Source organism: Microbispora sp. H10670 (genome assembly GCF_014161385.1).
Lineage (GTDB): Bacteria > Actinomycetota > Actinomycetes > Streptosporangiales > Streptosporangiaceae > Microbispora > Microbispora triticiradicis.
Window position 1 is genome coordinate 291,875 of the sequence record NZ_JABBWW010000002.1, and the last position, 23,716, is coordinate 315,590.

Consider the following 23,716-nt stretch of genomic DNA (forward strand, 5'->3'; position numbering starts at 1 on the left):
ACTCCGTGAGGGGATTTGGGGGGCGAGCGGTCACCGGCGGCTGAGGACGGCCTGGCCGACGGCGGCCTTGGTCTGGGCGACGAGTCTCTGCATGGGGGCCGGGAGCATGGCGATCACCGCGGCCACGAAGCGGGGATCGTGTTCCGACAGCACCCGCTGGGCACAGCCGGCGGCGTCCAGCAGTCCCAGGAGGACTCTGTCCCGGGGGTTCGGCGGCGTGCGGCGCTGGACGGCGAGGTTCAGGCGGGCGAGCGGCCACGCGGCCGTGCTCATGTCCGCCGGAGCCGGGGGCTGCTGCTTCAGCAGGTGCCTGACCGGTGGTTTGAGCAGCTTCGCGGCGATCATCCTGGCGGTCACCTCGGCCTCGGCCGTACGGGCGAGGAACAGCAGCCACGTGCTCACCGGATGGTACGGCTCGGCGACGACGTGGCCGAGCACCCTCCTGGTGAAGGCGTCATCGCTGTCCTCCCCGGCCGCCGCGTGGAGGCGCTCGGGGTTCGACGTGAGATCCAGGGTCACCCGCTCGGCGAGCATCAGCTCGGCGAGGACGCCGCCGGCCAGTGCCAGCCCCGCGAGCCGTGAATGCAGGTGTGGATGACCCGTCGCATTGTCGTGCAGGACGAAATACAAGTCATCGACAAGAGACGGGCTCGAAAGATCGCTTTCAGCCACGGTCGGCGATGATATAGGCGCTTTGTTTCATTTGTCATCGCCCGGGAATCATCAAGGCGAGAATGGGAACGCGTTTTCCCATCACGACGTGAATTATGCCAACCGAAACCCGCTTTTTGGTTTATGCGAGCGCATCGCGCGCTCCAGCCGTGGAATCCTCACCGGATCAGGGCGTTCACCACGATTGTGAGCAGGATCGACGCGACGATCGAGATGATGATCATAAGGATGCATCCCGTCGCGCCGCCGAGTGGACGAACCCTGAAATTTCCTGGCATGAGGACCTCCCGCCGCCGCTCCTTCCACGGCCTACCCTTGGCCTCCGCCGCGAACCGGCCCGCGTTTTGTCCGTTTTGAGGGTGGGCATCGAGGGCCTATGACCACCCAGGACGACAGGGGCGCGGTGGTCCTGGCCCGCGCCCACGGCCTCTTCAACATCGCGGGCGGACTGTGGCCGCTCCTGCACCTGACGAGCTTCGAGAAGGTGTACGGCCCGAAGACCGACCGCTGGCTGCAACGGACCGTCGCGGGCCTGCTGGTGGGGATCGGCTGGACCCAGGTCCGCGCCGCGCGCACGCCGGACGGCGTCCGGCAGGCGCGCCGTCTCGGCATGGCCACCGCCGCGACGCTTCTCACCGCCGACCTGCTCTGCGTGCCCACCGGCCGCATCAGGCCGACCTATCTCCTCGACGCGGCGGCCGAGGCGCTGTGGCTGCGCGCCTGGCGGGCCGGCGCCGTACGGCCCGAGCCCCGGGCCGGCCGTGCGGGGTCGGTCCTCGCCGCGGCCGCGGCGCTGGCGGCCGGGTGCGCCACCGGCGGCCTGCTGGCCTCGCGGGTGCTGCGGCGCCCGCCGGAGCAGGAGGTGTCCGAACTGACCCGGGCCCGCTACCTCCGTCATCCCGCCGCGAGGTGACGGGTGCCGGCCTCTCCCCTCCACCGGGTTACGTCTCCCGGCGACGGGTAGAGCGAACGGCAGTTCGACATTGGAGGGACGATGGACCGAGGACCGGTGGAGAAGGACCCCGAGGACTGGGCGACCGGGGACGAGCCGATGACCGCGCCGCAGGAGTCCTACCTGCGCACACTGGCCCGGGAGGCCGGGCGTGACGTGCCCGAGGGGCTCAGTAAGGCCGAGGCCTCCACGTTGATCGACGAGTTGCAGGACCAGAGCCGCCGCCTGAACGAGAACGGGTGACCGCCGCCACCCGTCCCGTCGCCGCCCCGTCCGCGGCGGCCGGGCGGGCGGACGACCGGGGCCGCCCGGGTGGGAGGATCCACCCGGGCGGCCCACGCCGTCCTCGCCCGGCTATCCGGGCAGCGTCTCGCCGCCGATCGGCGCGAGGACCTCACCCGTGTAGTACGACGAGAGCCGGTTGGCCGCGAAGAACACGTACGACGGGGCGATCTCGTCCGGGTCGGCCGGGCGGCCCATCGGCACCTGCTCGCCGAACTTCTCCACCTTCTCCTCCGGGAAGGTGGCCGGGATGAGCGGCGTCCAGACCGGGCCCGGAGCCACGGCGTTGATCCTGATTCCCCGGTCGACCAGCACCTGGGCCATCGCGTAGGTGAACGCGTTGATCGCGCCCTTGGTCGCAGAGTAGTCGATCAGCTGCTTGTTGCCGCGCAGCCCGTTGATCGACGAGGTGTTCACGATCGACCCGCCCTCGGGCATGTGCCGCAGCGCGGCCTTCGTCACCCGGAAGTAGCTGTGGATGTTGACGGCGAAGGTGTGCTCCCACTGCTCGTCGGACAGCTCCTCCAGCCCCCGCACGGGGGTCTGCGTGGCCACGTTGTTCACCAGCACGTCGATGCCGCCGAGCTCGCGGACCGTGCGCTCGACGACCTCCTCGCAGTGGCGAGGGTCGGCGAGATCGCCCGGGAGGAGTACGCAGTTGCGGCCTTCCTGCTCCACCAGTTTCCTGGTGTGCTCGGCGTCCTCGTGCTCGCTCAGGTAGGCGATGGCGACGTCCGCCCCCTCCTTGGCGAACGCCACGGCGACGGCCCGGCCGATGCCGGAGTCGCCCCCGGTGACGAGGGCCCGCTTTCCGGCCAGCAGGTCGCGGCCGGTGTAGTCGCGCATCTCGTCTCTCGGCTCAGGGCTCATCTCGCCCGTCCGGCCGGGATACGACTGCGTCTGCGGTGGCGGTGTGGAGTTCGACTGCTCAGACATGCACCCCGCGTACCCCTGCCCGGCCAGGGCAAACGGCAGGACGCGGCGGTGGGACGGTCGCCCGGCGGATACACAGTGTTACCTATCCATCACGCTTTAGCGTCCCGAGATGGGACATCATGTATGACGTTGACATGACATCCCGGCCGAAGATCGCCCTCTTGGACGTCGTCTGGAGGACGTGCGGCGCCTCCCCCGGCTGCCCGGGCATCGCCCGCGAGCCGTACGGCCGGTGCCTGGCGCACCTGACCCCCGCCGAGACCGGCGCCGTCCTGCGGGACCTCGCGCCGGGCCAGGCGCTCGACCTGCGCGGCACCACCGTGGCGGAGGACCTGCTCGCCCACCTGCTGGACCGTCTTGAGCGCCGTGTCGGACGGGCCAGGTTCGACCACGCGGTCTTCACCGGCCAGGCCCGCTTCGGCGAGGTCGCCTTCACCGGGGACGCGACCTTCGACCACGCCCGGTTCGACCGGCTCGCCTCCTTCTACGGCGCCAGATTCCTGCGCAACGTCTCCTTCCGCGCGGCCCGGTTCGCGCGCGAGCTGTCCCTGCACGACGCGCGGGTGCGCGGCCACGCCGCCTTCGACCACGCCACGATCCGCGGCGACGCCCTGTTCGGCGCGGCGCGCTTCGGCGGCGACCTCCCCGCCGGGAGCACGCCCGGCGGCACGCCGTCCCCCGGCGCCCCGCCCTTCCGGGCCACACCGAACGTCTCTTCGGAGGGGACCCGGAGCACCCCGCTCGCGGAGGCGCGGAACGCCTCGTTCCCAGGAGCACCGAACGCCTCGTTCCACGGCAGACGGGACGTCTCGTTCGAGGGAACGCAGTTCCGCGGGTTCGCGGCGTTCGACGCGGCGGTGTTCGCGGGGGACGTCGTCTTCCGCGGCGCCCGTTTCCACCGGGCCGTCTCCTTCCGCGGCGCGGTCTGCGCGGCGACCGCCGCCTTCGAGGGAACGCGGTTCCAGGACGCGGCCTACCTGGGCCCGATGCGGGTCGGGCGGCGGCTGTCCCTCGCGGGCGTGCGGGCCGGGGCGGCGCTGCACGTGGAGACCGGCGGGTGCCGTGTGATCCTCCGGACGGCGGACGTCGCCGGGCCGCTCGTCGCGCGGCTGTCCGACGCCGATCTCGACCTGCGGGGCGCCGTCCTCGCCGGGACGTCGGCGGTCACCCGGCGCTCCGGCCGGCTGCGGGTGACCTCGCTCGACGGTCTCGACGCCGCGGCGCTCACGCTCACGGGGGCCGACCTTCGCGGGTGCGGTCTCGGCGGGCTGCGCCGCCCGGAACGCCTGCGGCTGCGGGAGTGCCTGTTCGCGGCGACGCCCGGCGGGATGCGGCTGCGGCTGGGCTGGCCGCCGGTCCGGTGGTGGAGCCGCCGCCGCGTCCTCGCCGACGAGCACCTGTGGCGCGGCTGGGACGAGGCGGGGTTCGCCGGGTCTCCGGAATCCCCGGCCCCGCCCTCGCCACGGTCCCACGGATCAGCCGGGCCGCAGGAGTCCCGGCCGCAGGGAGCATCTCGGTCGCGGAAGCCGCCACAGGAGTCGCCGAGGTCGCCATGGGCGCCGGGATCGCCGGACGCCGCCCGGCTGGCCGTCCTGTACGAGCGGCTGCGGCCGGGCGTGGACGACGCCAGGACCTCCGCCGACTTCGCGTTCGGCGCCATGGACATGCGGCGGCTCGGCAGTTCCCGCGGCCGGGCCAGGCTGCTGCTCTCGCTCTACTGGCTCGCCTCCGGGTACGGCCTGCGGACGGGCCGCGCCCTGGGGTGGCTGACGCTGGTGACGGCCGTCGCCGCGGGCGCCGTCTGCTGGACGGCCGGAGCCCGTCCGGCACGGCCGCCGGTCGGCCAGCGCCCCCAGGTGGCGGTGGTCGGAGCGGTGATGCGGGGCGGGGTGCGGGCAGGGCTGCGGGGCGGGGTTCGCGCGGGGCTGCGGCCGGCGGCGACCGCCTCCCGCCCGGCCCACTCCCACGCCCTGCCCACCCGCGCGGGCTGACCACGGAGCCCTGAGCATCGAGAACGTCGATGCTCAGGGCCGCAAGCGTTCACGATCCTTACGAGCGTGACCTCCTGTCGCCAGCATAAGCTCAATCGTTCGCGAAACAGGAGGTTCCATGACAAAGCGCCTATCTGTAGCCATAGTCGGCGCGCTGGTCGTGTCGGCGCTCGCCGGCGGCTGCGGGCGTTCGTCGTCGGAGACCGCCGCGGGCGACAACGCGGCGGCGACGGCGAACAAGACCGCCAAGGACCTGGTCCCGGAGGACGTGCGCAAGACCGGCACACTGCGGGTCGCCACCTCCGAGGGCTACCCGCCGATGGAGATGTACAAGAAGGGCACCCAGGAGCTCACCGGGGTCGACCCCGACCTCGGCGCGGCCATCGCGGCCAAGCTGGGGCTCAAGTTCTCGATCACCAACGCCGCCTTCGACGGGCTCATCCCGGGCCTGCAGGGCGGGCGCTGGGACATCGTGATGTCCTCGATGAGCGACACCGAGGAGCGGCGCGCGGCGGTCGACTTCGTCGACTACTTCAACGCCGGCGGCGCGATCATGGTCAAGAAGGGCAACCCCGAGGGGATCAAGAACCTCGACGACCTGTGCGGCCGCACGGTCGTGCTGGCCAAGGGCAGCTCCAACCTCGCCATCGGCGAGAAGCAGAACGAGAAGTGCGCCACCAAGATGAAGATCATGCAGAGCGAGGACGCGCCCACCGGCCTGCTCTCGATCGACTCCGGGCGCGCCACCGCGACCATCGTCGACTACCCCGTCGCCGTCATGTACGCCAAGGACACCGGCAAGTACGATGTGCTGTCCGAGCAGTACGACGCCGGGCCGTGGGGCATCGCCGTCGACAAGCGGAAGACCGCGCTGCGCGACGCCGTCGCCAAGGCGATGGAGGAGCTTCAGGCCGACGGCGGCTACAAGGCCGTGCTGGACTCCTACGGCGTGACGGCCAACGCCGTCGACGGCGTGCTGGTCAACACCCAGCCGTGGAAGTGACCCAGGAGAAGGCGCCCGCCGCCGAACTGCCGATCGACGCCGTGCGCCCCGCGCGGCCCGGCCGGTGGCTCGGCGCGGCGGCCGCCCTGCTCTTTCTCGTGTGGCTGGCCTACACGGTCATCGTCAACGAGAACCTGCACTGGGACGTCATCGTCGCCTACCTGGCCGACGGCAGGATCCTCGGCGGCCTGTGGGTGACCATCCAGCTCACCGTGCTGTCCATGGCCATCGGCCTGGCGCTGGGCGTGCTCGCCGCCGTCATGCAGCTGTCGGACAACCCCGTGCTCCGCGGCACCTCCGCGCTCTACACGTGGTTCTTCCGCGGCACGCCGCTGCTGGTGCAGCTGATCTTCTGGTTCAACATCGGGCTGGTCTTCCCCACCTTCGCGATCGGCGTTCCGTTCGGCGGGCCCAAGCTGATCGAGTGGCAGGCGAACGAGATCATCACGCCGTTCACCGCGGCGCTGCTCGGCCTGGCGATCAACGAGGGCGCGTACATGGCGGAGATCGTCCGCGCCGGCATCCGCTCCGTGGACCCGGGCCAGCGAGAGGCCGCCGAGTCGCTCGGCATGTCGCACCGGCAGGTGCTGCGCCGTGTGGTGCTGCCGCAGGCCATGCGGGTGATCATCCCGCCGACCGGCAACCAGTTCATCTCCATGCTGAAGACCACGTCGATGGTCTCGGTCATCGCCGGGGCCGAGCTGCTCACCGTGGCGCAGCGCATCTACCTCGGCAACTTCGAGGTCATCGCGATGCTCGTCGTCGCGTCGATCTGGTACGTCGTGCTCACCACGATCGCGAGCGTCGGGCAGCACTTCGTGGAGAAGCGGTTCGAACGCGGCCACGTGCGGCTGTCCTCCCGCGTACGCCGCAACCTGCGGCCCCTGACGTCCAAGGAGCCCTCGTGAGCGCCCCCGCTCAGTCACCCGGCCGGCCACCCGGGCAGCCGTCCGGCCTGCCGATGGTGCGGATCCGCGCCGTGCGCAAGCGGTTCGGCCCGCTGGAGGTGCTCAAGGGCATCGACCTCGACGTCCCCGCCGGCTCGGTGGTGTGCGTCGTCGGGCCGTCCGGGTCGGGCAAGTCGACGCTGCTGCGCTGCGTCAACCGCCTGGAGACGATCGACTCCGGCCGCATCTGGGTGAACGGCGAGCTGATGGGCTACGCCGAGCGCGGCGGGCGGCTGCACGCGTTGCGCCCGGCCGAGCTGTCCCGCCAGCAGCGCGGCATCGGCATGGTGTTCCAGCGGTTCCACCTGTTCCCGCACCGCACCGCGATCGAGAACGTCATGGAGGGGCCGGTCACCGTGCTCCGCACGCCCGCCGCCCAGGCCCGGCGGCAGGCGGCGGAGCTGCTGGAGCGGGTCGGCCTGGCCGACCGCGCGCACCACTACCCCGCGCAGTTGTCCGGCGGGCAGCAGCAGCGGGTGGCCATCGCCCGCAGCCTGGCCATGCGGCCCAGCCTGATGCTGTTCGACGAGCCGACCAGCGCGCTCGACCCCGAGCTCGTGCAGGAGGTGCTCGCCGTCATGCGGGACCTCGCGGCGAGCGGCATGACGATGATGGTCGTCACCCACGAGATGAGCTTCGCCCGCGAGGTCGGCGACCAGTTCGTATTCATGGACGACGGCGTCGTCGTCGAGCGGGGCGACCCCCGCGAGGTGCTCGCGGCGCCCCGGCACGACCGGCTGCGCGCCTTCCTGGGACAGGTCCTGTGAACCCGGGCGCGGCCGCTCGTACGGGACGGCCGGGCGGGCGGCGTCCCGCGACCCCGGAGATCTCGGGGACAGTGACGGGGACGGATCGGGTGACGAGGAGGCTTCCGTGACGGGGGCGGGGACCCGCTTCGACCTTCTCGTCCGGGGCGGGCTGGTGGTCGACGGCACCGGCCGCCCGGCCCGGCCCGCCGACGTCGGGGTCTCCGGCGGGCGGCTGACCGTGCTGCCCCCCGGCTCGTCGTCCGGCCCGGGGTCCGGGTCGTCGCCGGGCTCGGCGGCCGACGCCGCCGAGGTGCTCGACGCGCGCGGGCGGGTCGTCTCCCCCGGGTTCGTCGACGTCCACACGCACTCCGACGGCGTGGCTCTGCTCGGCCCGGCCGGCGACGGCGACAGGCCGGGGAACGGATCAGGAGACGGGTCCGGCCGGGAGCTGGTGCGGGCCTCGGTGCTGCAGGGGGTCACCACCGAGATCTGCGGCAACTGCGGGTCGAGCCTGTTCCCTGCCCTGCAGGAGCGGCTGGCCGCCATGCGGGCGGAGACCCGGATCACCTTCGGCGGCGACGTCGGCGCGTACGCCGACTTCGCGGGTTTCGCCGCCGCGCACGCCGGGGTGCCCCGGGCCAACCACCTGGCCTCGCTCGTCGGCCACGGCACGCTCCGGGCGGGCGTGCTCGGCCCGGTGGACCGGCCGGCCCGGCCCGCCGAGCTGCGTGCGATGTGCGCGCTGCTCGACGCGTCCCTGACGCAGGGCGCCGCCGGCCTGTCCACCGGCCTCATCTACACCCCCGGCTCGTACGCCGGCACCGCCGAGGTGGTGGCGCTGGCGGAGGTGGCCGCCCGGCACGGCAAGCCGTACGTGACCCACCTGCGCGACGAGATGTCGCGGGTGGAGGAGGCGCTGGAGGAGGCCGTCGAGATCTCCCGGCGCAGCGGCGCGGCGCTGCACGTGTCGCACCACAAGACCGCCGGGCGGTACGCCTGGGGCCGCACCGAGCGCACCCTGCCGCGCCTCGCGGAGCTGCGCGCGGGCGGCATGGACGTCACCTGCGACGTCTACCCCTACACGGCGGGCAGCACGGCGCTGGCCGCGATGCTGCCGCCGTGGGCGAACGACGGCGGGCTGCGCGCCCTGACCGCGAGGCTCGGCGACCCCGCCCAGCGGGACCGGATGCGCCGGGCCATCGCCGAGGGCGTGCCCGGCTGGGAGAACACGGTCGGCAACGGCGGCTGGGACCGGATCTCGGTGGCCTGCGCGCCCCGCCATCCGCGGGCCGAGGGCGCGACGATCGCCGACCTCGCCGCCGCCGCGGGCGCCGATCCCCTCGACGTGGCCGCCGACCTGCTGGTCGCCGAGGACGGCGAGGTGACGATCATCAGTCATTCCATGATCGAGGAGGATGTGCGGCGGGTGCTGGCCGCGCCGTACGCGATGATCGGTTCCGACGGCGTGCCGAAGCCGGGCGGTCGCCCGCATCCGCGCTGGGCCGGGACCTTCCCCCGGGTGCTCGGCAGATACGTACGCGAGCTCGGGCTGTTCGGCCTGGAGGAGGCGGTGCACAAGATGACCGGGATGGCGGCGGCGCGCTTCGGGCTGACCGGGCGGGGCGTGATCCGCGACGGCGCGCACGCCGACCTGGTGGTGTTCGATCCGGCGGCGGTGGCCGACCGGGCCACCTTCACCGAGCCGCTGCTGCCGCCCACGGGCGTCGACGCGGTGGTGGTCGGCGGCGCGGTCGTGGTGCGTGACGGCGAGGAGACGGGCGCCCGCCCGGGACGGGTGCTGGCGCTGTGAACATCTGGGACGCGGGGGACGCCGGGGACGGGGGCGGGCTCCCCCGCGACGCCGGGCCGGGGGACGTCTCCGGCGCCGCGCGCGGCTCGCTGGCGGAGCTGGCGGCGTCCTGCCCCGGGACGCTGGCCGTGTGCGTGCCCGGCCTGCTCGGGGTGAACGAGGACGTGGTGCTGCCGCTCGCCAGCACGGGCAAGGTGCTGCTGCTCGCCGCGCTCGCGCGGGACGTCGCGTCCGGCGCGCTCGATCCGGCCGAGCCGGTCGCGCTGCTCGACGAGGACTACGCGGGGGGCTCGGGCCTGCTCACCGAGCTGTCGGCCCGCCGCTGGACCATCGGCGACCTCGCCGTGCTGACGGCGTCCGTCAGCGACAACACCGCGACGAACGCGCTGCTCCGGCGCCTCGGGCTTGCCCGGGTGGACGCCGCGGCCGGCGCGCTCGGGCTGGCCGGGACACGCGTCCACGACAGGATCCGGGAACCGCGGCTGCCCGCGCACCCGCCCGCGTTCGCCACCGGGACGGCCCGTGAGCTCGCCGGTCTCATGCGGTCCGTGGCGTACGGCCGGGAGCCGTGGCAGCGGCTGCTGCTCGGCTGGATGGCGTGCAACACCGACCGCGGCCTGGTCCCGGCGCTCCTGCCGCACGAGCCGGAGGACCGCGAGCCGCCGCGGGTCCTGCCGTACGCCGCCGGGGTGTGGGTGGCGAACAAGACCGGCACGGACGCCGGGACGCGGGCCGACGTCGGCGTGATCGCGGCGGCCAGGTGGGAGGGTTACGCGGTGCTCGCGCACGGGCCGGAAGGCTCCGAGCAGGCCCTCGTGCGGGCCGTGCGGCAGGCGGGCGTCGCTGTCGCCGCCACCGTGACGGGCGCCGCCGCTCGGGCGTGACCAGCGCGGACGCGGCCCGATACTGGGTGGCATGCTCAGCAGCCACCGCCTCAGGGTGCTCCTGGAGGTCTTCAGGACCGGGAGCATCGCCGGAGCCGCCAAGACCCTGCGGCTGTCGCCGTCCGCCGTCTCGCACCAGCTCGCCCGGCTGGAGGAGGAGGCGGGGGTCGGGCTGGTGGAGCGGGCCGCGCACAGCCTTCGGCTGACGGCCGCCGGTCGCCGCCTCGCCGGGCGGGCCCAGGAGGTGCTCGACCTCATCGAGTCCGCCGAGAAGGACCTGCTCGCGCAGGCGCGGGCGGACGCCGGGCAGCTCCGGATCGGGTTCTTCGCCTCGGCGGGCTACCGGCTGCTGCCGATGGCGCTGTCGTCGTTCACGGCCCGCCATCCCGGCGTCGATCTCGACCTGGTGCTCGGGCAGCCGCACGAGTTGCTGGCCGACGTGGAGCGTGGTGAGCTCGACGTGCTGGTCGTGTTCGAGCACGCGCTCGATCCGTGGAAGGCGCCGAAGGGCGTGGAGGTCGTCCACCTCTTCGACGAGCCGCAACTCCTGGTGATGCCGCTCGGCCATCCCGCCGGGCACCGGCCCCGCGTACGGCTGGCCGACCTGGCCGACGATCCGTGGATCACCACGTTCGGCACCGAGACCCCCGTGTCGGTGCTGGAGCGGGCCAGCGCCCTGGAGGGCTTCACCCCCGCGATCCGCTGCCGCAGCGACCACTACGAGGTGACGCTCGGCCTGGTGCGGGCCGGGCTGGGCGTGGCCCTCGTGCCGAGCCTCGGCGTGCAGGGCGCGGCGGGCGTCCAGGTCTGCCAGGTGGAGGGCCCCCGGCTCTACCGCCGGGTCGGCGCCGCGATCCGGCCGACCAATCCCAATCCCGCCCTGCGCGCCTTCGTCGGCTATCTCAGGGACGCGTCGGCCCGCCTCAGCGTGACGCTCCGCCAGGGCGCGGCCGAGCGGCCCGCCGCGCGGGGCGGCGGGCCGCCGGACGGCCGGTCACCAGTTGCCGAGCCGGTGCCCGCTCCGCTCGCCCCGCTCGTGCCGGCGGTACACCTGCGCCATGCCCAGCGCGGCGGCGCCGAGCGCGAAGATCACGATGCCGGTCACGACGTTGTTCCAGACGGTGCTGGTGGTGGCCTCGCCTCCACCGCGCACCACCCAGGGCGAGACCAGCGCCCAGACACCGAGTAGCGGGATCAGCCACCCCATGCCGTAGGTGCGTCCGAAGGCGGACGCGAGCCCGAGGGCCAGGGCACTGACCACGAGGCCCGTGATCAGGTTGCTGATGGTCAGCCCGGGGAAGCGAAAGAACCCGACTATCCAGGGCGAGAGCGCCAGATAGAGACCCGCCAGGAAGGAGAGCCCTTCCAGTACCTGAGCGGGGGCCGTCGAACCCGCCCGGTCGTAGGTCTGACGCAGTTCGGCGATGTCGGGGTGACGCTCGATGCCGGTAGGTCCAACCATGACTGGTCCCGCCTTTCCTGCTGGTTGCGTTTGCGCGGACGGCCATACCCGCACAAATCCAGCAATTCTCTACTTTGCGTAATATCTCGCTTATTAATCGGTTTTGCGGGATAAATTGCCTTCAGAGCATTCATTGGGAGATAGCGGTATGTGCGGCCGGGGAGGGTACCGATGAGGTCCGGCTGAGGGGGCGGCGACGCGGAGGGGGCCATGATCGCTGTAGTTCTGGCGGTGCTCGCCGCGGCGGCCAACGCCGTCGCGTCGGTGCTGCAGCGCCGGGCCGCCCGCCGCATGCCCCCCGGCGAGGCGTTCCGGCTGGGGCTGATCCTGCACCTGCTGCGCAGTTCCGCCTGGCTGGGCGGCATCGGAGCGCTGATCGCCGGGTTCCTGCTGCAGGCCGCCGCGCTCTCGTCCGGAGGGCTCGCCCTCGTGCAGCCCCTGCTCGTCGCCGAACTGCCGATCACGATGCTGGTGGCGGGCTGGATGTTCCGGATCCGCGTCTCCCCGATGACGTGGCTGGCCGTCGCGGCGCTGACGGCGGGACTGGCCGGGTTCCTGGGGGCCGCCTCCCCCTCTCCGGGCGACCGCCTGCCAGGTGTGCTGGGCTGGACGATCTCGGCGGGCGTGACCGCCGGGCTCGTGGCCGGCTGCGTGGCGGTCGCGATCAGTTCCGGCGGCGCCACCCGCGCCGTGCTGCTCGGGGTCTCCGCCGGGCTCGGCTTCGCCTACACCGCCGTGCTGATGAAGCGCACCGTCGAGGTGCTGCCCGACGGGCTGCGGGCCCTGTCCGGCGCCTGGTCGCTGTACGCCATGGTCGCCGCCGGCCTGTGCAGCCTCTTCCTGCTGCAGAACGCCCTGCACAGCGGGCCCCTCGTCGCCGTGCAGCCGGCCCTGACCGTGACCGACCCCGTCGCCAGCACGGCGTACGGCGTGGCCCTGTTCGGCGAGGGCATCCGCACCGGCCCGTGGGTGCTGCCCGAGCTGACCGGCATGGCCCTCATCCTGTACGGCAGCGTGCTGCTGTCCCGGCACGCGCCGCTGCACGAGGCCGTCAGGAGACCGTGAGGGCCGCGCCGTCCGGCCGCGCGAAGCGGAGCAGCAGGGCCTCCGCCGGTTCGGCGTCGAACAGGGCCTCCGCGCGGGCGGTCAGCGCGGCGCGGGCGGGCGAACCGGGGGCGAGCCGGTGGAGTTCCCGAAGCAGCCGGGCGGGACGGCGGACGTGGACGCTCACCCCGGCCCTGGCCATCGCGAGCACCCCGTCCCGGCCGTGGCCGGGGATCGGCAGGCAGGTCACGACGGGCACCCGCGCGGCGAACGCCTCCCGGCAGGTCAGCCCGGCGGCGTTGTCCACCAGCGCGTACGCCGCGGCGAGCAGGCCGGGCAGGTCGTCACGCCAGCCGAGGGCGAGGCCCGCCGGCCCCGGCGGCTCGCCGAACAGCCGCGACAGGCGGCGGCGCAGCCGCTCGTTGCGCCCGCAGAGCACGACGGGCACGTACCGCCCGCTCTCCTGCCCGTCTCCCGGCCTGTCCCGCGCTTCGGAGCGGCGCAGGGCGCGGGCCGTCCGCACGACCCGGCCGACCCCCCACGCGCCCGCGCCGACCAGCACGATCCGGTCGCCGTCCGGCAGGCCGAGCCGTGCGTGGCCGCTCCGCCCCGGCGCCCGTACGGCGGCGAACCCGGGCCGCACGATCGGGGCGTGCCGGAAGGCCGGGCGGCCGGTGGCGGCCGTCACGGCAAGGGCGGTGGCCGCGTCCGGGCACAGATACCGGTCGTTGCCCCCGTGCAGCCAGAGGCGGTGCGCGGCGAAGTCGGTCAGCACGACCACGCTGGGGACGGCCAGCCGCCCCCGCGACCGCAGGTGCCCGGCGGCCTGGGCGGCCACGTGGAAGACCGGCACCACCAGCGAGGGCCGCAGGCGGCGCACCACCCTGCTCAGCCCGGCCGCCACCACGACCGTCAGCGGCGACACCGCGCGAGCTCGCCGGGCCCGCCGCGACACGAAGAAGATCCGGTAGACGATGGCGTACAGCCACGGAGCCCGGAGCATCACGGTGCGGTACCACCAGCGCAGGACCGTGCCCAGCCGCAGCGGCAGCAGGGCGAGCACGTCCACGACCACCACCCGGACCCCGGCGGCGGCGAGGCGCCGGGCCAGTTCGGCGGCCACGCCGTCGTGACCGGCCCCCATCGACGCGCTGACGATCAGCACCTTCGCCGCCGGCGGTGTCATGGGCCCCTCCCAGGGAGTGGACGACGACGCGGCGAGGCGCCGCCAGGTCACGCGCGGCACCGGACGCCCTCTCCCGTCTCGTTCCCGGCTTGGCGAATCCGGACACAGGACCTGATACAGGACGGGCGATACTGAATCCGATGAGACGTCGCGTGGCCGCCGCCGGGGCGGCCCTGCTGCCCGTCGCGGTGCACGTCGCGCCGGGCGCGGCCTGGCTGCCCGCCGTACGCCGCCTGCTGCCCGCCCTCGCGGGCGAGGGGCGGCCCGGACACGTCGCGCTGACCTTCGACGACGGGCCCGATCCCCGGTCGACGCCGCTGTTCCTCGACGAGCTCGCCCGGCTGGGCTGCCGGGCGACCTTCTTCATGCTGGGCGAGCTGCTCGACCGCCATCCCGGCCTCGGGCGGAGCGTCGCGCGGGCCGGGCACGAGGTGGCCGTGCACGGCTGGCACCACGTGAACGCCCTGGTCGCCCGGCCGGGCCGGATCGCGGCGGAGACGGCCCGGGCCGCGCGCCTCGTCGCCGAGGTCACCGGCGCGCGGCCCGCCTGGTACCGCCCGCCGTACGGCGTGCTGAGCGCGGAGGCGCTGCTGGCGGCGCGGTGGCACGGCCTGCGCCCGGTGCTGTGGACGGCGTGGGGCGAGGACTGGACGCGGCGGGCCACACCGGAGTCGGTGCTGCGGACCCTGGCTCCCGGCCTGCGGGGCGGCGCCACGCTGCTGCTGCACGACTGCGACCACACCTCCGCCCCCGGGTCGTGGCGCTCGGCGCTCGGCGCGCTGCCCGAGGTGGTCGGCCGCTGCCGCGCCGCCGGGCTGCGGGTCGGGCCGCTCGGCTCCCACCTCCCCTGAGCGCAGAGCGCCTCCTGGGAGAGCTTTTTACCGGCGGCCGGAAGCGCCAACGGCGGGCAACGGTTCCGCCCGCCCCCGGCGGCCCCGCCCGGCGTTTCTTTGGCCCGCCTTTCCGTCCGCCCCCGTCCGCGTACGCCGGGTTGCCCGTCAGGTCGCACACGCAAAGCCACTGCCCGATCTGTCGGGTTTTGGGGTGATTTTCGGTGGAGATTCTCCTGACATGTCCGCAGCGGACGTACGCGACGCCGCGCGCCGGGAGAACTTCCCGGTGGCCTCCCGGCTGCTGCCGCGCGGGTACCGCCGCGACCTCATGGCGGTGTACGGCTTCGCCCGATACGTGGACGACGCCGGTGACGAGGCGGACCCGGCAGAGCGGCCCGCCCTGCTCGACGCCGTCGAGGCCGACATCGGCCGCCTGTACGCGGGCGGCGTCCCGCGCCTGCCGGCCGTACGCGCGCTGACGCCGCTGGTCGCCCGCCGGGCCGTGCCGAGCGCTCCGTTCCTGCACCTGGTCGAGGCGAACCGGCGCGACCAGGTGGTGCGGCGCTACGACACGTTCGCCCAGTTGCTGGGCTACTGCGAGCTGTCGGCCAACCCGGTCGGCCGGATCGTGCTGCACGTGTTCGGGCTGGCGACGCCCGAGCGGGCGCGGCTGTCCGACCTCGTCTGCTCGGCGCTCCAGGTGATCGAGCACTGCCAGGACGTGGGCGAGGACCACGCCCGCGGCCGCGTCTACCTGCCGGCGGAGGACCTGCGCAGGTTCGGCGCCGGGGAGGCCGATCTGACCGCCGCGCACACCTCCCCGCGACTGCGCCGGGTGATCGCCCTGCAGGCCCGTCGCGCGGCGACCCTCCTCGACGAGGGGACGCCGCTCCTGGAGACCCTGCGCGGGTTCACGCGCACGGCGGTGGCCGGCTACGTCGCGGGCGGCCGGGCGCAGCTCGCGGCGCTCGAACGCCGCCGGCACGACGTGCTGGCCGGCGCCCCGCGTGCCCGCCGTCACGCGGTGCTGCGCGAGTGGGTGCGTGTGCTGAAGGAGGTGGACGGTGACGGTTCCCGGCGCGATTCCTGATCCCGTCCCCGAGCCCCTGGCCGGCGCGGCGGCGGACCTCCCGGCCGGGCGGGCGCCCCGGGCCGGGCCGGGACCGATGCCGGTGTCGCGGGCCTACGGGCACTGCGAGCGCGTCGTCCGCACCCGGGCGCGGAACTTCGCGTACGGCATCCGCCTGCTGCCCCCGCCGAAGCGGCGCGCGCTCAGCGCCGTCTACGCGCTCGCCCGGCGGATCGACGACCTCGGCGACGAGGCCGGGCCCGTGGCCGGACGACTGGAGCGGCTGGAGCGGGAGCGCGAACTGCTGAGGGCCCTGAAAACCGTGCCCGGTTCCTCGGGACCTGACTCCATGGGGCCCGGTTCCTCGGGGCCTGGGTACTCGGGGCCTGGTCCGGGGGCCGTTCATCCGGTGACGGCCGATCCGGTGCTGGTGGCGCTGGGCGACGCCGCCGCGCGCTTCCCCCTTCCCCTTGAGGCGTTCGAGGATCTCATCGACGGGTGCGCCGCCGACGTCGCCGGGGCGCGTTACCGGTGCCACGACGACCTGGTGGGCTACTGCCGGCAGGTGGCCGGGTCGATCGGGCGGCTGTCCCTCGGCGTGTTCGGCCTCGCCGGCGGCGCGTACGGAGACGACGGGACCGGTGGCGGACCCGTTGACGGCGAGCTTGTGCTGCGGCGCGCGGCGGGCCGGGCGGACGCCCTCGGCGTGGCGCTGCAGCTCACCAACATCCTCAGGGACCTGCGGGAGGACCGCTGCGCCGAGCGGGTGTACCTGCCCGCCGACGACCTGCGGAGGTTCGGCTGCACACTCGGGCTGGACGCGAGGGGGGATTTCACCGACCCGCCCGAGCGGCTGGCCGGGCTGATCCGGTTCGAGGCCGCGCGGGCACTGGGCTGGTACGCCGAGGGCATGCGGCTGATCCCGTTGCTCGACCGGCGCAGCGCCGCCTGCACCGCGGCGATGGCCGGCATCTACCGGCGCCTGCTGGGGCGGATCGCCACCGACCCGGCCCGGGTCCTGGCCGGGCGGCTGTCGCTCGCGCCGTGGGTCAAGGCGATGGTCGCGGCGCGGGCCGTCACGGGCGCGGCCCAGGCGGAGCCCGAGGCCGGGTCCCAGGGAGAGTCCCCATGAACAGCCCGATCAGCAGCCCCGCGAACGGCCCGATGACCGGCTCCCTGACCGGCTCCCTGACCGGCCCGGACGGCGTCCCGCCCGTCGCGGTGATCGGCGGCGGCCTCGCCGGGATCACCGCGACCCTCGCCATCGCGGAGGCCGGGTGGCCGGTGACCCTGTACGAGGCGCGGCCCCGGCTCGGCGGGGCCACCCACTCCTTCGCCCGCGGCGGCCTGACCGCCGACAACGGCCAGCACGTCTTCCTGCGCTGCTGCACGGCGTATCTGGGCCTGCTCGACCGGCTCGGCGGGACCGGGCGGGTGCGCCTGCAGGAGCGCTTCGACGTGCGGGTGCTCACCCCGCACGGCGAGCGGGGGCGGCTGCGCCGGGCCTCGCTGCCCGGGCCGTTCCACCTGCTCCCCGCGCTCGCGCGCTACCGGCTGCTGTCCCCCGCCGACCGTCTCCGGGCGGTGCGCGGCGCACTGGCGCTGCGCGGTCTCGACCCGGCCGCGCCCGCGCTGGACCGGGCCGCGCTGGGCGCCTGGCTGGCCTCCAGGGGTCAGGGGGACACCGTGCGGCGCGCCCTGTGGGACCTGTTCGCCGTGGCCGCGCTCAACATCGCCGCCGACGAGGCGGCGCTCGGGCCGGCGGCCATGGTGTTCCGCACGGCCCTGCTCGGCCGGCCCGACGCCGCGGACATCGGGGTGCCGTCCGTCCCGCTCGGCGAACTGCACGGCGGCGCGGCGCTGACCGCCGTCGCGCGGGCCGGCGGCGCGGTGCGGCTGCCGGCGAAGGCCGAGGCGATCCTGCCGGCCCCGCCCGGCCTGCCGGGGCCGTCGGTCCTCGTCGGCGGCGCGCGGGTGGAGACCTCCGCCGTCGTCGTCGCCGTCCCCCACGGGCAGGCCGCGCGGCTCCTGCCCGCCGAGGCGGCGCCGGACCGCGACGCGTGGGCGGGGCTCGGAGCGAGCCCGATCGTCAACGTGCACGTCGTCTACGACCGGCCGGTCACCAGCCTGCCGTTCGCCGCGGTCGTCGGCTCGCCGGTGCAGTGGATCTTCGACAGGACGGCGGCGGGCGGGCTGACCCGGGGCCAGTACCTGACGGTGTCGGTGTCGGCGGCCCGGCACTGGATCGACGTGCCCACGTCAGCGATGCGCGCGGTGTTCGTCCCGGAGCTGGAGCGGGTGCTCCCGGCCACCCGGACGGTGCGGCTGCTCGACTTCTTCATCACCAGGGAACGGCGGGCCACCTTCCGCCAGAGCCCGGGGAGTGGCGCGCTGCGCCCCGGCGCGGCCACCCGCTGGCCGGGGCTGTTCCTGGCCGGCGCCTGGACCGACACCGGCTGGCCCGACACGATGGAGGGCGCCGTGCGCAGCGGCCTGGAGGCGGCCCGCCTGGTGCGGCTGCACCTCAGCCACCTCGGCCACCTCGGCCATGTCGGCCATGTCGGGGAGCCCGCGCGAGCAGAGTGGGCCCGATGACCGCGCTCCTCACCGCCGCGTCCCGCGCCGCCACCGCGCTCGAGGCGGCCCGCGACCACCTGCTCGCCCTGCAGTCGCCGGAGGGCTGGTGGAAGGGCGAACTGCGGACCAACGTGACCATGGACGCCGAGGACCTCCTGCTGCGCGAGTTCCTCGGCGTGCGGACCGCGGCCGAGACGGCCGGGGCCGCCCGGTGGATCAGGTCGCAGCAGCAGGCGGGCGGCGGCTGGGCCAACTTCCACGACGGCCCGGCCGACCTGTCCACCACCGTCGAGGCGTACACCGCGCTGCGGCTCGCGGGCGACCCGCCGTCGGCCCCGCACCTGCGCGCCGCCGCGGCCCTCGTACGCGATCTGGGCGGTGTCGAGTCCACGAGGGTCTTCACCCGGATCTGGCTCGCGATGTTCGGCCAGTGGCGGTGGGAGGACCTGCCGGTGATCCCCCCGGAGATCGTGTTCCTGCCCCCGTGGTGCCCGCTGAACGTGTACGACTGGGCCTGCTGGGCGCGGCAGACGATCGTGCCGCTGACGATCGTGACCGCGCACCGGCCGGTCCGCCCGCTGCCGTTCAACCTGGCCGAGCTGCGCACCGGAAGGCCCGCGCGGCGGGGCCCGCGCACCGGCTGGGACGCGGCGTTCGCGGCGCTCGACCACGTGCTGCACCGGTACGAACGGCGGCCGCTCGCCGGGCTCCGCCGCGCCGCGCTCAGGCGGGCCGCCGAGTGGGTCGTCGCCCGCCAGGAGGCCGACGGGTCGTGGGGCGGCATCCAGCCGCCCTGGGTCTACTCACTGATCGCGCTGCACCTCTCCGGGTACGACGTCTCCCACCCCGTGATGCGCCGCGGGCTGGCCGGGCTGGACCGGTTCACGATCAGGGAGGACGGCTCGCGCAGGCTTGAGGCGTGCCAGTCGCCGGTCTGGGACACCGCGCTCGCGATGATCGCCCTCCTGGACGCCGGCCTGCCGCGGGATCACCCGGCGCTGGACCGGGCGGGTGAGTGGCTGCTCCGCGAGGAGATCCGGGGGCCCGGCGACTGGGCCGTGCGGCGCCCGGGGCTCGCGCCCGGCGGCTGGGCGTTCGAGTTCGACAACGACGGCTACCCCGACGTCGACGACACGGCGGAGGTGATCCTCGCACTGGGCCGGTGGGGCCGTCCCGCCGCCCGGGACGCCGTCCGGCGGGGGCTGCGCTGGACGGCGGGGATGGCCTCCCGCGACGGCGGCTTCGCCGCCTTCGACGCCGACAACACGCGCGCGCTGTGCCTGCGGCTGCCGTTCTGCGACTTCGGCGCGGTCATCGACCCGCCGTCGGCCGACGTCACCGCCCACGTGGTCGAGGCGCTCGCCGCCGAGGGCCTGGCCCGCTCCCCCGTCGTACGGCGGGCGGTGACCTGGCTGCTGCGGGCGCAGGAGCCCGGCGGCTCGTGGTTCGGCAGGTGGGGGGCGAACCACGTGTACGGAACCGGGGCCGTGCTGCCCGCCCTCGCCGCCGCCGGGGTGCCGCCCGCCGCGCCCTGCGTGCGGCGGGCGGTGGCCTGGCTGGAGGCCCACCAGCACCCCGGCGGCGGCTGGGGCGAGGACATGCGCTCCTACCGCGACCCCGCCTGGATCGGGCGGGGCGAGCCGACCGCCTCGCAGACGGCCTGGGCGCTCATCGGCCTGCTGGCCGCCGGGGAGCGGGGCCCGTCGGTCGAGCGCGGCGTGGCCTGGCTGGCCGGCACGCAGCGCCCGGACGGCACCTGGGACGAGCCTCACTACACCGGGACCGGGTTCCCCGGCGACTTCTTCATCAACTACCACCTCTACCGGCTCGTGTTCCCGGTCAGCGCGCTCGGCCGCTACCTGCGGGCCGAAGAGGGGGCACAGGAGGGGACGCCATGACGGATCTGATCGTGTGCACCGCGCTGGGCATGGAGGCCCGGGCCGTGGCCCGGGGGCTGCGGCCGGCGCGGGAGCACTCCCGCGTCCGGGTCGTCCGGGTCGGGATGGGGCCGGACCGGGCGGCGCGCGCGGCGGCCCTGCTCCCGCCCGCCGGCGCCCTCGCCGTCACCGGCTTCGCGGGGGCCCTGGACGACGGACTGCGCCCCGGGGACGTGCTCGTCGCCACCGAGGTCCGCTCCGGGGACCGCGTGTGGCCGTGCCCGTCCGCTCCGCTGCTCGCCGGCGAACTGGCCCGCGCCGGGCTGCGCGCCGTCACCGGCCCGCTCGTGACCTCCCCTCGCGTCGTGTCGGGCCGCGACCGCCGCGCGCTCGCCCTTGAGGGCGGGATCGCGGTCGACATGGAGAGCGCGCCGCTGGCCGCCGCCGCCCGGGGGCGGCCCTTCGCCGCCGTACGCGTGATCGTGGACACCCCCGCCGCCCCCCTGCTGAGCCTCGCCACGATGGGCGGCGCGGTCGCGGCGTGCCGCACGCTCACCCGGATCGGCCCGGTGCTGGCGCGGTGGGCGGCGGCCATGGGCCCCCGGCGGGTGCTGCTCGCCTCCCCCCGCTCATTCTGCGCGGGGGTCGATCGGGCGATCGAGACCGTGGAACGGGCGCTCGTCCGGTTCGGCCCGCCGGTGTACGTGCGCAAGCAGATCGTGCACAACGCCCACGTCGTACGGGACCTGGAGCGGCGCGGCGCGGTGTTCGTGGACGACCTGGCCGAGGTGCCCGAGCTTCCCGGGGGCGCGGTGACCGTGTTCTCCGCGCACGGGGTGTCGCCCGCCGTACGGGAGGAGGCCGGCCGCCGCGGCCTCCGGGTGGTCGACGCGACGTGCCCGCTGGTCGCGAAGGTCCACGCGGAGGCCCGCCGGTTCGCCGCCCGGGGCGACCTCGTCGTGCTGATCGGCCACGCCGGGCACGAGGAGGTCGAGGGCGTGCTCGGCGAGATGCCCGGCGCGGGCGTGCCGGCCGAGGACGAGGCCGCGGTGGAGGCCCTGCCCGCGTCGCTCGCCGAGGGGCGCGGGGTCTCCTGCCTGACGCAGACCACGCTGGCCGCCGACGAGGCCGAGGAGGTCGCGGCGGCGGTCCGGCGGCGCTTCCCCGGCGCGGAGGGGCCGCGGGGCGACGACATCTGCTACGCGACGACCAACCGGCAGCGCGCGGTGCGGGCGGTGGCCGCCGAGGCCGAGCTGGTCCTGGTCGTCGGGTCGGCGAACTCGTCCAACGCCCGGCGGCTGACCGAGGTCGCCGCCCGTTCGGGTCCTGATGGGGCCCCGATCACCCGCCTGGTCGACGGCCCCGGTGACATCGCCCTGGAGTGGCTGCGCGGCGCGCGGACGGTCGGGCTGACCGCGAGCGCGTCCACGCCCGCCTCGCTGGTGGACGCCGTCGTGGCGGCCCTCGGCGGGCTCGGGCCGCTGGAGGTGGAGGAACGGCGGGTGACCGAGGAGAACGTCGAGTTCACACTTCCGAAGGAGGTGCGGCCCTGATGCCGATGCCCTTACGCCAGAGCCTTCGCGTCGGCGGGTACGTCCTGCGCCAGCGGTTGCGGCGGCGCAGGCGGTTCCCGCTGCTGGTCGAGCTCGAGCCGTTGTTCGCCTGCAACCTCAAGTGCGCGGGCTGCGGGAAGATCCAGCACCCGGCCGACGTGCTCAGGCGGCGCATGCCGGTCGGCCAGGCGGTGGCCGCCGTCGAGGAGTGCGGCGCGCCGATGGTGTCCATCGCCGGCGGGGAGCCGCTCATGCACCCCCAGATCGCGGAGATGGTCCGGGCGCTGGTGGCCCGGCGGAAGTACGTCTTCCTGTGCACCAACGCCCTGCTGATCCCACGCAAGATCGACCAGTTCACGCCCTCGCCGTACTTCGCCTGGGCGGTGCACATCGACGGGCTGCGCGAGCGGCACGACGCGTCGGTGTGCAAGGAGGGCGTGTTCGACGAGGCGGTCGCGGCGATCCGGGAGTGCCGGCGGCGCGGCTTCCGCGTCACCACGAACACCACCTTCTTCGCCGGGGACAGCCCGCGCACGGTGATCGAGGTGCTCGACTACCTCAACGACGACCTTCGGGTCGACCAGATGATGATCTCGCCGGGGTACGCGTACGAGAAGGCGCCCGACCAGGACTGCTTCCTCGGGGTGCGGCAGACCCGCGAGCTCTTCCGCGCGGCGTTCGCCGGCGGCAACCGCGGGCGCTGGCGGCTGAACCACTCGCCGCTGTACCTGGACTTCCTGGAGGGGAGGATCGACTTCCCCTGCACGGCCTGGGCCATCCCGTCGTACTCGGTCTTCGGCTGGCAGCGGCCCTGCTACCTCATGGCGGACGGGTACGCCGAGACCTACCGGGAACTGGCCGACGACACCGACTGGAGCGCCTACGGGCGGGGCCGCGACCCGCGCTGCGCCAACTGCATGGCGCACTGCGGCTACGAGCCGACGGCGGTCTTCGCCACCGTCGGCTCGCTGCGCGAGTCGCTGCGCGCGCTGCGCAGCCCTTGAGAAACCGCGCAGCCCCTGAGTCCGTGCCGTACGCGATCTCAGGGCCGGCCGAAGCGGCGGGCGAGGACGCGGAACGGGCCCGGCGCGGCGCCGCGCAGCCGGGCGGGCAGCCGCAGCCAGGCCGGCACGTACACCTCGGCGCGGCCGCGCTCGACGGCGACCGCGACGGCCCGCGCCACCCGCTCCGGCGGCACGGGCGCGGGCCTGCGGCGCGCGTACGGCGTGCCGCGCCGGGCGAAGAACGGCGTGTCGACCACCCCGGGCACCACGGTGGTCACCCCGATCCCGGGCAGCTCGTACCGCAGGCTCTCGGCGAAGGCCAGCAGGCCCGCCTTGGTCGCGGCGTAGACCGCCTCCCCGGGGACCCCCACCACCCCCGCGATCGAGGCGACGTAGACGAGGTGCCCGCGGCCGCGCTCGGCCATCGCGGGCAGCAGCAGCCGGGTGAGCTGCACGTGGGCCGTCAGGTTGACCGCGATCAGGCGTTCCGCCGTGGCACCGGGCATCCGCGTCAGCGGCCCGCTCCAGCCCTCGCCCGCGTTGGCGACCAGCACGTCCACCGGCCCGGCGCGTGCGGCCAGGTCCTCGACCGGGTTCCCTGTGCCGTTCCCGGTTCCGGCATGGTCGTGGGCGAGGTCGGCGGGGACGACCTCGCCGCCGGTCCGGGCGGCCACGGCGGCGAGCGCCTCCCGGTCGCGCCCGGACAGCACCAGGCGGGCACGGCGGGCCCACAGTTCGAGCGCGATCGCCGTGCCGATGCCCGACGACGCGCCCGTGACCAGCACCCGTGCCCCCGCCAGCCGCATCCGTCCTCCCCACTGTGGCTGTACCCGCGGACGCGGCCACCGCCCGGGGATCGGCTGCCGCTCTTCCCGTGAACCGGTG

At 74.9% G+C, this 23,716-nt stretch carries 21 protein-coding genes and 1 pseudogene; 17 read left to right on the forward strand and 5 right to left on the reverse strand.

What is annotated here, in order from left to right:
• Window positions 1-30: 30 nt before the first annotated feature.
• Window positions 31-630 (reverse strand): GOLPH3/VPS74 family protein, encoded by a 600-nt coding sequence (locus HHX33_RS04980; protein ID WP_182873533.1) that lies wholly within the window; start codon window positions 628-630, stop codon window positions 31-33.
• A gap of 418 nt (window positions 631-1,048) precedes the next feature.
• Between HHX33_RS04980 and HHX33_RS34905 the strand changes: the two genes are divergently transcribed.
• Both HHX33_RS34905 and HHX33_RS04990 read left to right on the forward strand, forming a co-directional pair.
• Window positions 1,049-1,585 carry a hypothetical protein gene (locus tag HHX33_RS34905; RefSeq protein WP_220501494.1) on the forward strand — a complete coding sequence of 179 codons (537 nt, stop codon included), beginning with the start codon at window positions 1,049-1,051 and terminating at the stop codon, window positions 1,583-1,585.
• 81 nt (window positions 1,586-1,666) lie between these two features.
• Entirely contained in the window at window positions 1,667-1,867 is a 201-nt protein-coding gene (locus tag HHX33_RS04990) for a DUF3072 domain-containing protein (RefSeq protein WP_111701298.1), read from the forward strand.
• A gap of 111 nt (window positions 1,868-1,978) precedes the next feature.
• Here HHX33_RS04990 and HHX33_RS04995 read toward each other — a convergent pair whose 3' ends face one another.
• A complete protein-coding gene (locus tag HHX33_RS04995) occupies window positions 1,979-2,842 on the reverse strand; it encodes an SDR family oxidoreductase (RefSeq protein ID WP_182873534.1) in 864 nt (287 codons plus the stop codon).
• 134 nt (window positions 2,843-2,976) lie between these two features.
• Between HHX33_RS04995 and HHX33_RS37065 the strand changes: the two genes are divergently transcribed.
• From HHX33_RS37065 to HHX33_RS05030, 7 genes are all read left to right on the forward strand, one after another.
• Window positions 2,977-4,833 carry a pentapeptide repeat-containing protein gene (locus HHX33_RS37065; protein WP_182873535.1) on the forward strand — a complete coding sequence of 619 codons (1,857 nt, stop codon included), beginning with the start codon at window positions 2,977-2,979 and terminating at the stop codon, window positions 4,831-4,833.
• Window positions 4,834-4,951: 118 nt separating this feature from the next.
• On the forward strand, window positions 4,952-5,836 hold the full coding sequence (locus HHX33_RS05005; RefSeq protein WP_182873536.1) for an ABC transporter substrate-binding protein: 885 nt from the start codon (window positions 4,952-4,954) through the stop codon (window positions 5,834-5,836).
• A complete protein-coding gene (locus HHX33_RS05010) occupies window positions 5,827-6,744 on the forward strand; it encodes an amino acid ABC transporter permease (protein ID WP_310740551.1) in 918 nt (305 codons plus the stop codon). Before HHX33_RS05005 ends, HHX33_RS05010 begins: the two co-directional genes overlap by 10 nt.
• Window positions 6,745-6,797: 53 nt before the next feature.
• On the forward strand, window positions 6,798-7,550 hold the full coding sequence (locus tag HHX33_RS05015) for an amino acid ABC transporter ATP-binding protein (protein WP_182873662.1): 753 nt from the start codon (window positions 6,798-6,800) through the stop codon (window positions 7,548-7,550).
• Between the two features lie 106 nt (window positions 7,551-7,656).
• Window positions 7,657-9,342: an N-acyl-D-amino-acid deacylase family protein gene (locus HHX33_RS05020; RefSeq protein ID WP_182873537.1), complete on the forward strand. Its 1,686-nt coding sequence runs from the start codon at window positions 7,657-7,659 to the stop codon at window positions 9,340-9,342.
• Window positions 9,339-10,226 carry a serine hydrolase gene (locus HHX33_RS05025; RefSeq protein WP_310741219.1) on the forward strand — a complete coding sequence of 296 codons (888 nt, stop codon included), beginning with the start codon at window positions 9,339-9,341 and terminating at the stop codon, window positions 10,224-10,226. The genes HHX33_RS05020 and HHX33_RS05025 overlap by 4 nt, the downstream gene beginning before the upstream one ends.
• A 31-nt stretch (window positions 10,227-10,257) precedes the next feature.
• Complete coding sequence (locus tag HHX33_RS05030) at window positions 10,258-11,415, forward strand: LysR family transcriptional regulator (RefSeq protein WP_259402149.1); 1,158 nt, start codon at window positions 10,258-10,260, stop codon at window positions 11,413-11,415.
• Here the strand turns inward: HHX33_RS05030 and HHX33_RS37645 are convergent.
• Window positions 11,344-11,688: pseudogene (locus HHX33_RS37645) on the reverse strand (SPW repeat protein); the annotation flags it as partial. The gene HHX33_RS05030 and the pseudogene HHX33_RS37645 overlap by 72 nt on opposite strands.
• 210 nt (window positions 11,689-11,898) lie before the next feature.
• Here HHX33_RS37645 and HHX33_RS05040 point away from each other — a divergent pair.
• Entirely contained in the window at window positions 11,899-12,753 is an 855-nt protein-coding gene (locus tag HHX33_RS05040) for a DMT family transporter (protein WP_182873538.1), read from the forward strand.
• Here the strand turns inward: HHX33_RS05040 and HHX33_RS05045 are convergent.
• Complete coding sequence (locus HHX33_RS05045) at window positions 12,740-13,918, reverse strand: MGDG synthase family glycosyltransferase (protein ID WP_182873539.1); 1,179 nt, start codon at window positions 13,916-13,918, stop codon at window positions 12,740-12,742. The two genes, HHX33_RS05040 and HHX33_RS05045, sit on opposite strands and share 14 nt — an antisense overlap.
• Before the next feature lie 140 nt (window positions 13,919-14,058).
• Here HHX33_RS05045 and HHX33_RS05050 point away from each other — a divergent pair, with 140 nt between their 5' ends.
• The 7 genes from HHX33_RS05050 to hpnH all read left to right on the forward strand — a co-directional run bounded on the left by HHX33_RS05050 (window position 14,059) and on the right by hpnH (window position 22,831).
• Complete coding sequence (locus HHX33_RS05050; protein WP_111701308.1) at window positions 14,059-14,769, forward strand: polysaccharide deacetylase family protein; 711 nt, start codon at window positions 14,059-14,061, stop codon at window positions 14,767-14,769.
• A gap of 220 nt (window positions 14,770-14,989) precedes the next feature.
• Window positions 14,990-15,841 carry a squalene synthase HpnC gene (hpnC, locus tag HHX33_RS05055; protein ID WP_182873540.1) on the forward strand — a complete coding sequence of 284 codons (852 nt, stop codon included), beginning with the start codon at window positions 14,990-14,992 and terminating at the stop codon, window positions 15,839-15,841.
• A complete protein-coding gene (locus HHX33_RS05060; protein WP_310741220.1) occupies window positions 15,816-16,952 on the forward strand; it encodes a phytoene/squalene synthase family protein in 1,137 nt (378 codons plus the stop codon). Before hpnC ends, HHX33_RS05060 begins: the two co-directional genes overlap by 26 nt.
• Window positions 16,949-18,415 carry a hydroxysqualene dehydroxylase HpnE gene (gene hpnE / locus HHX33_RS05065; RefSeq protein ID WP_259402150.1) on the forward strand — a complete coding sequence of 489 codons (1,467 nt, stop codon included), beginning with the start codon at window positions 16,949-16,951 and terminating at the stop codon, window positions 18,413-18,415. Before HHX33_RS05060 ends, hpnE begins: the two co-directional genes overlap by 4 nt.
• The gene (shc, locus tag HHX33_RS05070; protein ID WP_182873541.1) at window positions 18,412-20,295 is read left to right on the forward strand and encodes a squalene--hopene cyclase; all 1,884 of its coding nucleotides are present in this window, start codon (window positions 18,412-18,414) and stop codon (window positions 20,293-20,295) included. The genes hpnE and shc overlap by 4 nt, the downstream gene beginning before the upstream one ends.
• Window positions 20,292-21,827 carry a 4-hydroxy-3-methylbut-2-enyl diphosphate reductase gene (ispH, locus tag HHX33_RS05075; protein ID WP_182873542.1) on the forward strand — a complete coding sequence of 512 codons (1,536 nt, stop codon included), beginning with the start codon at window positions 20,292-20,294 and terminating at the stop codon, window positions 21,825-21,827. Before shc ends, ispH begins: the two co-directional genes overlap by 4 nt.
• Window positions 21,827-22,831 carry an adenosyl-hopene transferase HpnH gene (gene hpnH, locus HHX33_RS05080; protein ID WP_182873543.1) on the forward strand — a complete coding sequence of 335 codons (1,005 nt, stop codon included), beginning with the start codon at window positions 21,827-21,829 and terminating at the stop codon, window positions 22,829-22,831. Before ispH ends, hpnH begins: the two co-directional genes overlap by 1 nt.
• A 38-nt stretch (window positions 22,832-22,869) precedes the next feature.
• On the opposite strand, the gene HHX33_RS05085 is transcribed toward hpnH, so the two are convergent.
• Complete coding sequence (locus HHX33_RS05085) at window positions 22,870-23,637, reverse strand: SDR family NAD(P)-dependent oxidoreductase (protein ID WP_182873544.1); 768 nt, start codon at window positions 23,635-23,637, stop codon at window positions 22,870-22,872.
• Window positions 23,638-23,716 lie beyond the last annotated feature (79 nt).

Coding starts and splice junctions, on each gene's coding strand:
- HHX33_RS05050 (WP_111701308.1), top strand. CDS start 14,059: ATGAGACGTCGCGTGGCCGCCGCCGGGGCGGCCCTGCTGCCCGTCGCG.
- hpnE (WP_259402150.1), top strand. CDS start 16,949: ATGAACAGCCCGATCAGCAGCCCCGCGAACGGCCCGATGACCGGCTCC.
- ispH (WP_182873542.1), top strand. CDS start 20,292: ATGACGGATCTGATCGTGTGCACCGCGCTGGGCATGGAGGCCCGGGCC.
- HHX33_RS34905 (WP_220501494.1), top strand. CDS start 1,049: ATGACCACCCAGGACGACAGGGGCGCGGTGGTCCTGGCCCGCGCCCAC.
- HHX33_RS05015 (WP_182873662.1), top strand. CDS start 6,798: ATGGTGCGGATCCGCGCCGTGCGCAAGCGGTTCGGCCCGCTGGAGGTG.
- HHX33_RS04990 (WP_111701298.1), top strand. CDS start 1,667: ATGGACCGAGGACCGGTGGAGAAGGACCCCGAGGACTGGGCGACCGGG.
- HHX33_RS05005 (WP_182873536.1), top strand. CDS start 4,952: ATGACAAAGCGCCTATCTGTAGCCATAGTCGGCGCGCTGGTCGTGTCG.
- HHX33_RS05045 (WP_182873539.1), bottom strand. CDS start 13,918: ATGACACCGCCGGCGGCGAAGGTGCTGATCGTCAGCGCGTCGATGGGG.
- shc (WP_182873541.1), top strand. CDS start 18,412: ATGACCGCGCTCCTCACCGCCGCGTCCCGCGCCGCCACCGCGCTCGAG.
- HHX33_RS05040 (WP_182873538.1), top strand. CDS start 11,899: ATGATCGCTGTAGTTCTGGCGGTGCTCGCCGCGGCGGCCAACGCCGTC.
- hpnH (WP_182873543.1), top strand. CDS start 21,827: ATGCCGATGCCCTTACGCCAGAGCCTTCGCGTCGGCGGGTACGTCCTG.
- hpnC (WP_182873540.1), top strand. CDS start 14,990: ATGTCCGCAGCGGACGTACGCGACGCCGCGCGCCGGGAGAACTTCCCG.
- HHX33_RS05085 (WP_182873544.1), bottom strand. CDS start 23,637: ATGCGGCTGGCGGGGGCACGGGTGCTGGTCACGGGCGCGTCGTCGGGC.
- HHX33_RS04995 (WP_182873534.1), bottom strand. CDS start 2,842: ATGTCTGAGCAGTCGAACTCCACACCGCCACCGCAGACGCAGTCGTAT.
- HHX33_RS05030 (WP_259402149.1), top strand. CDS start 10,258: ATGCTCAGCAGCCACCGCCTCAGGGTGCTCCTGGAGGTCTTCAGGACC.
- HHX33_RS37065 (WP_182873535.1), top strand. CDS start 2,977: ATGACATCCCGGCCGAAGATCGCCCTCTTGGACGTCGTCTGGAGGACG.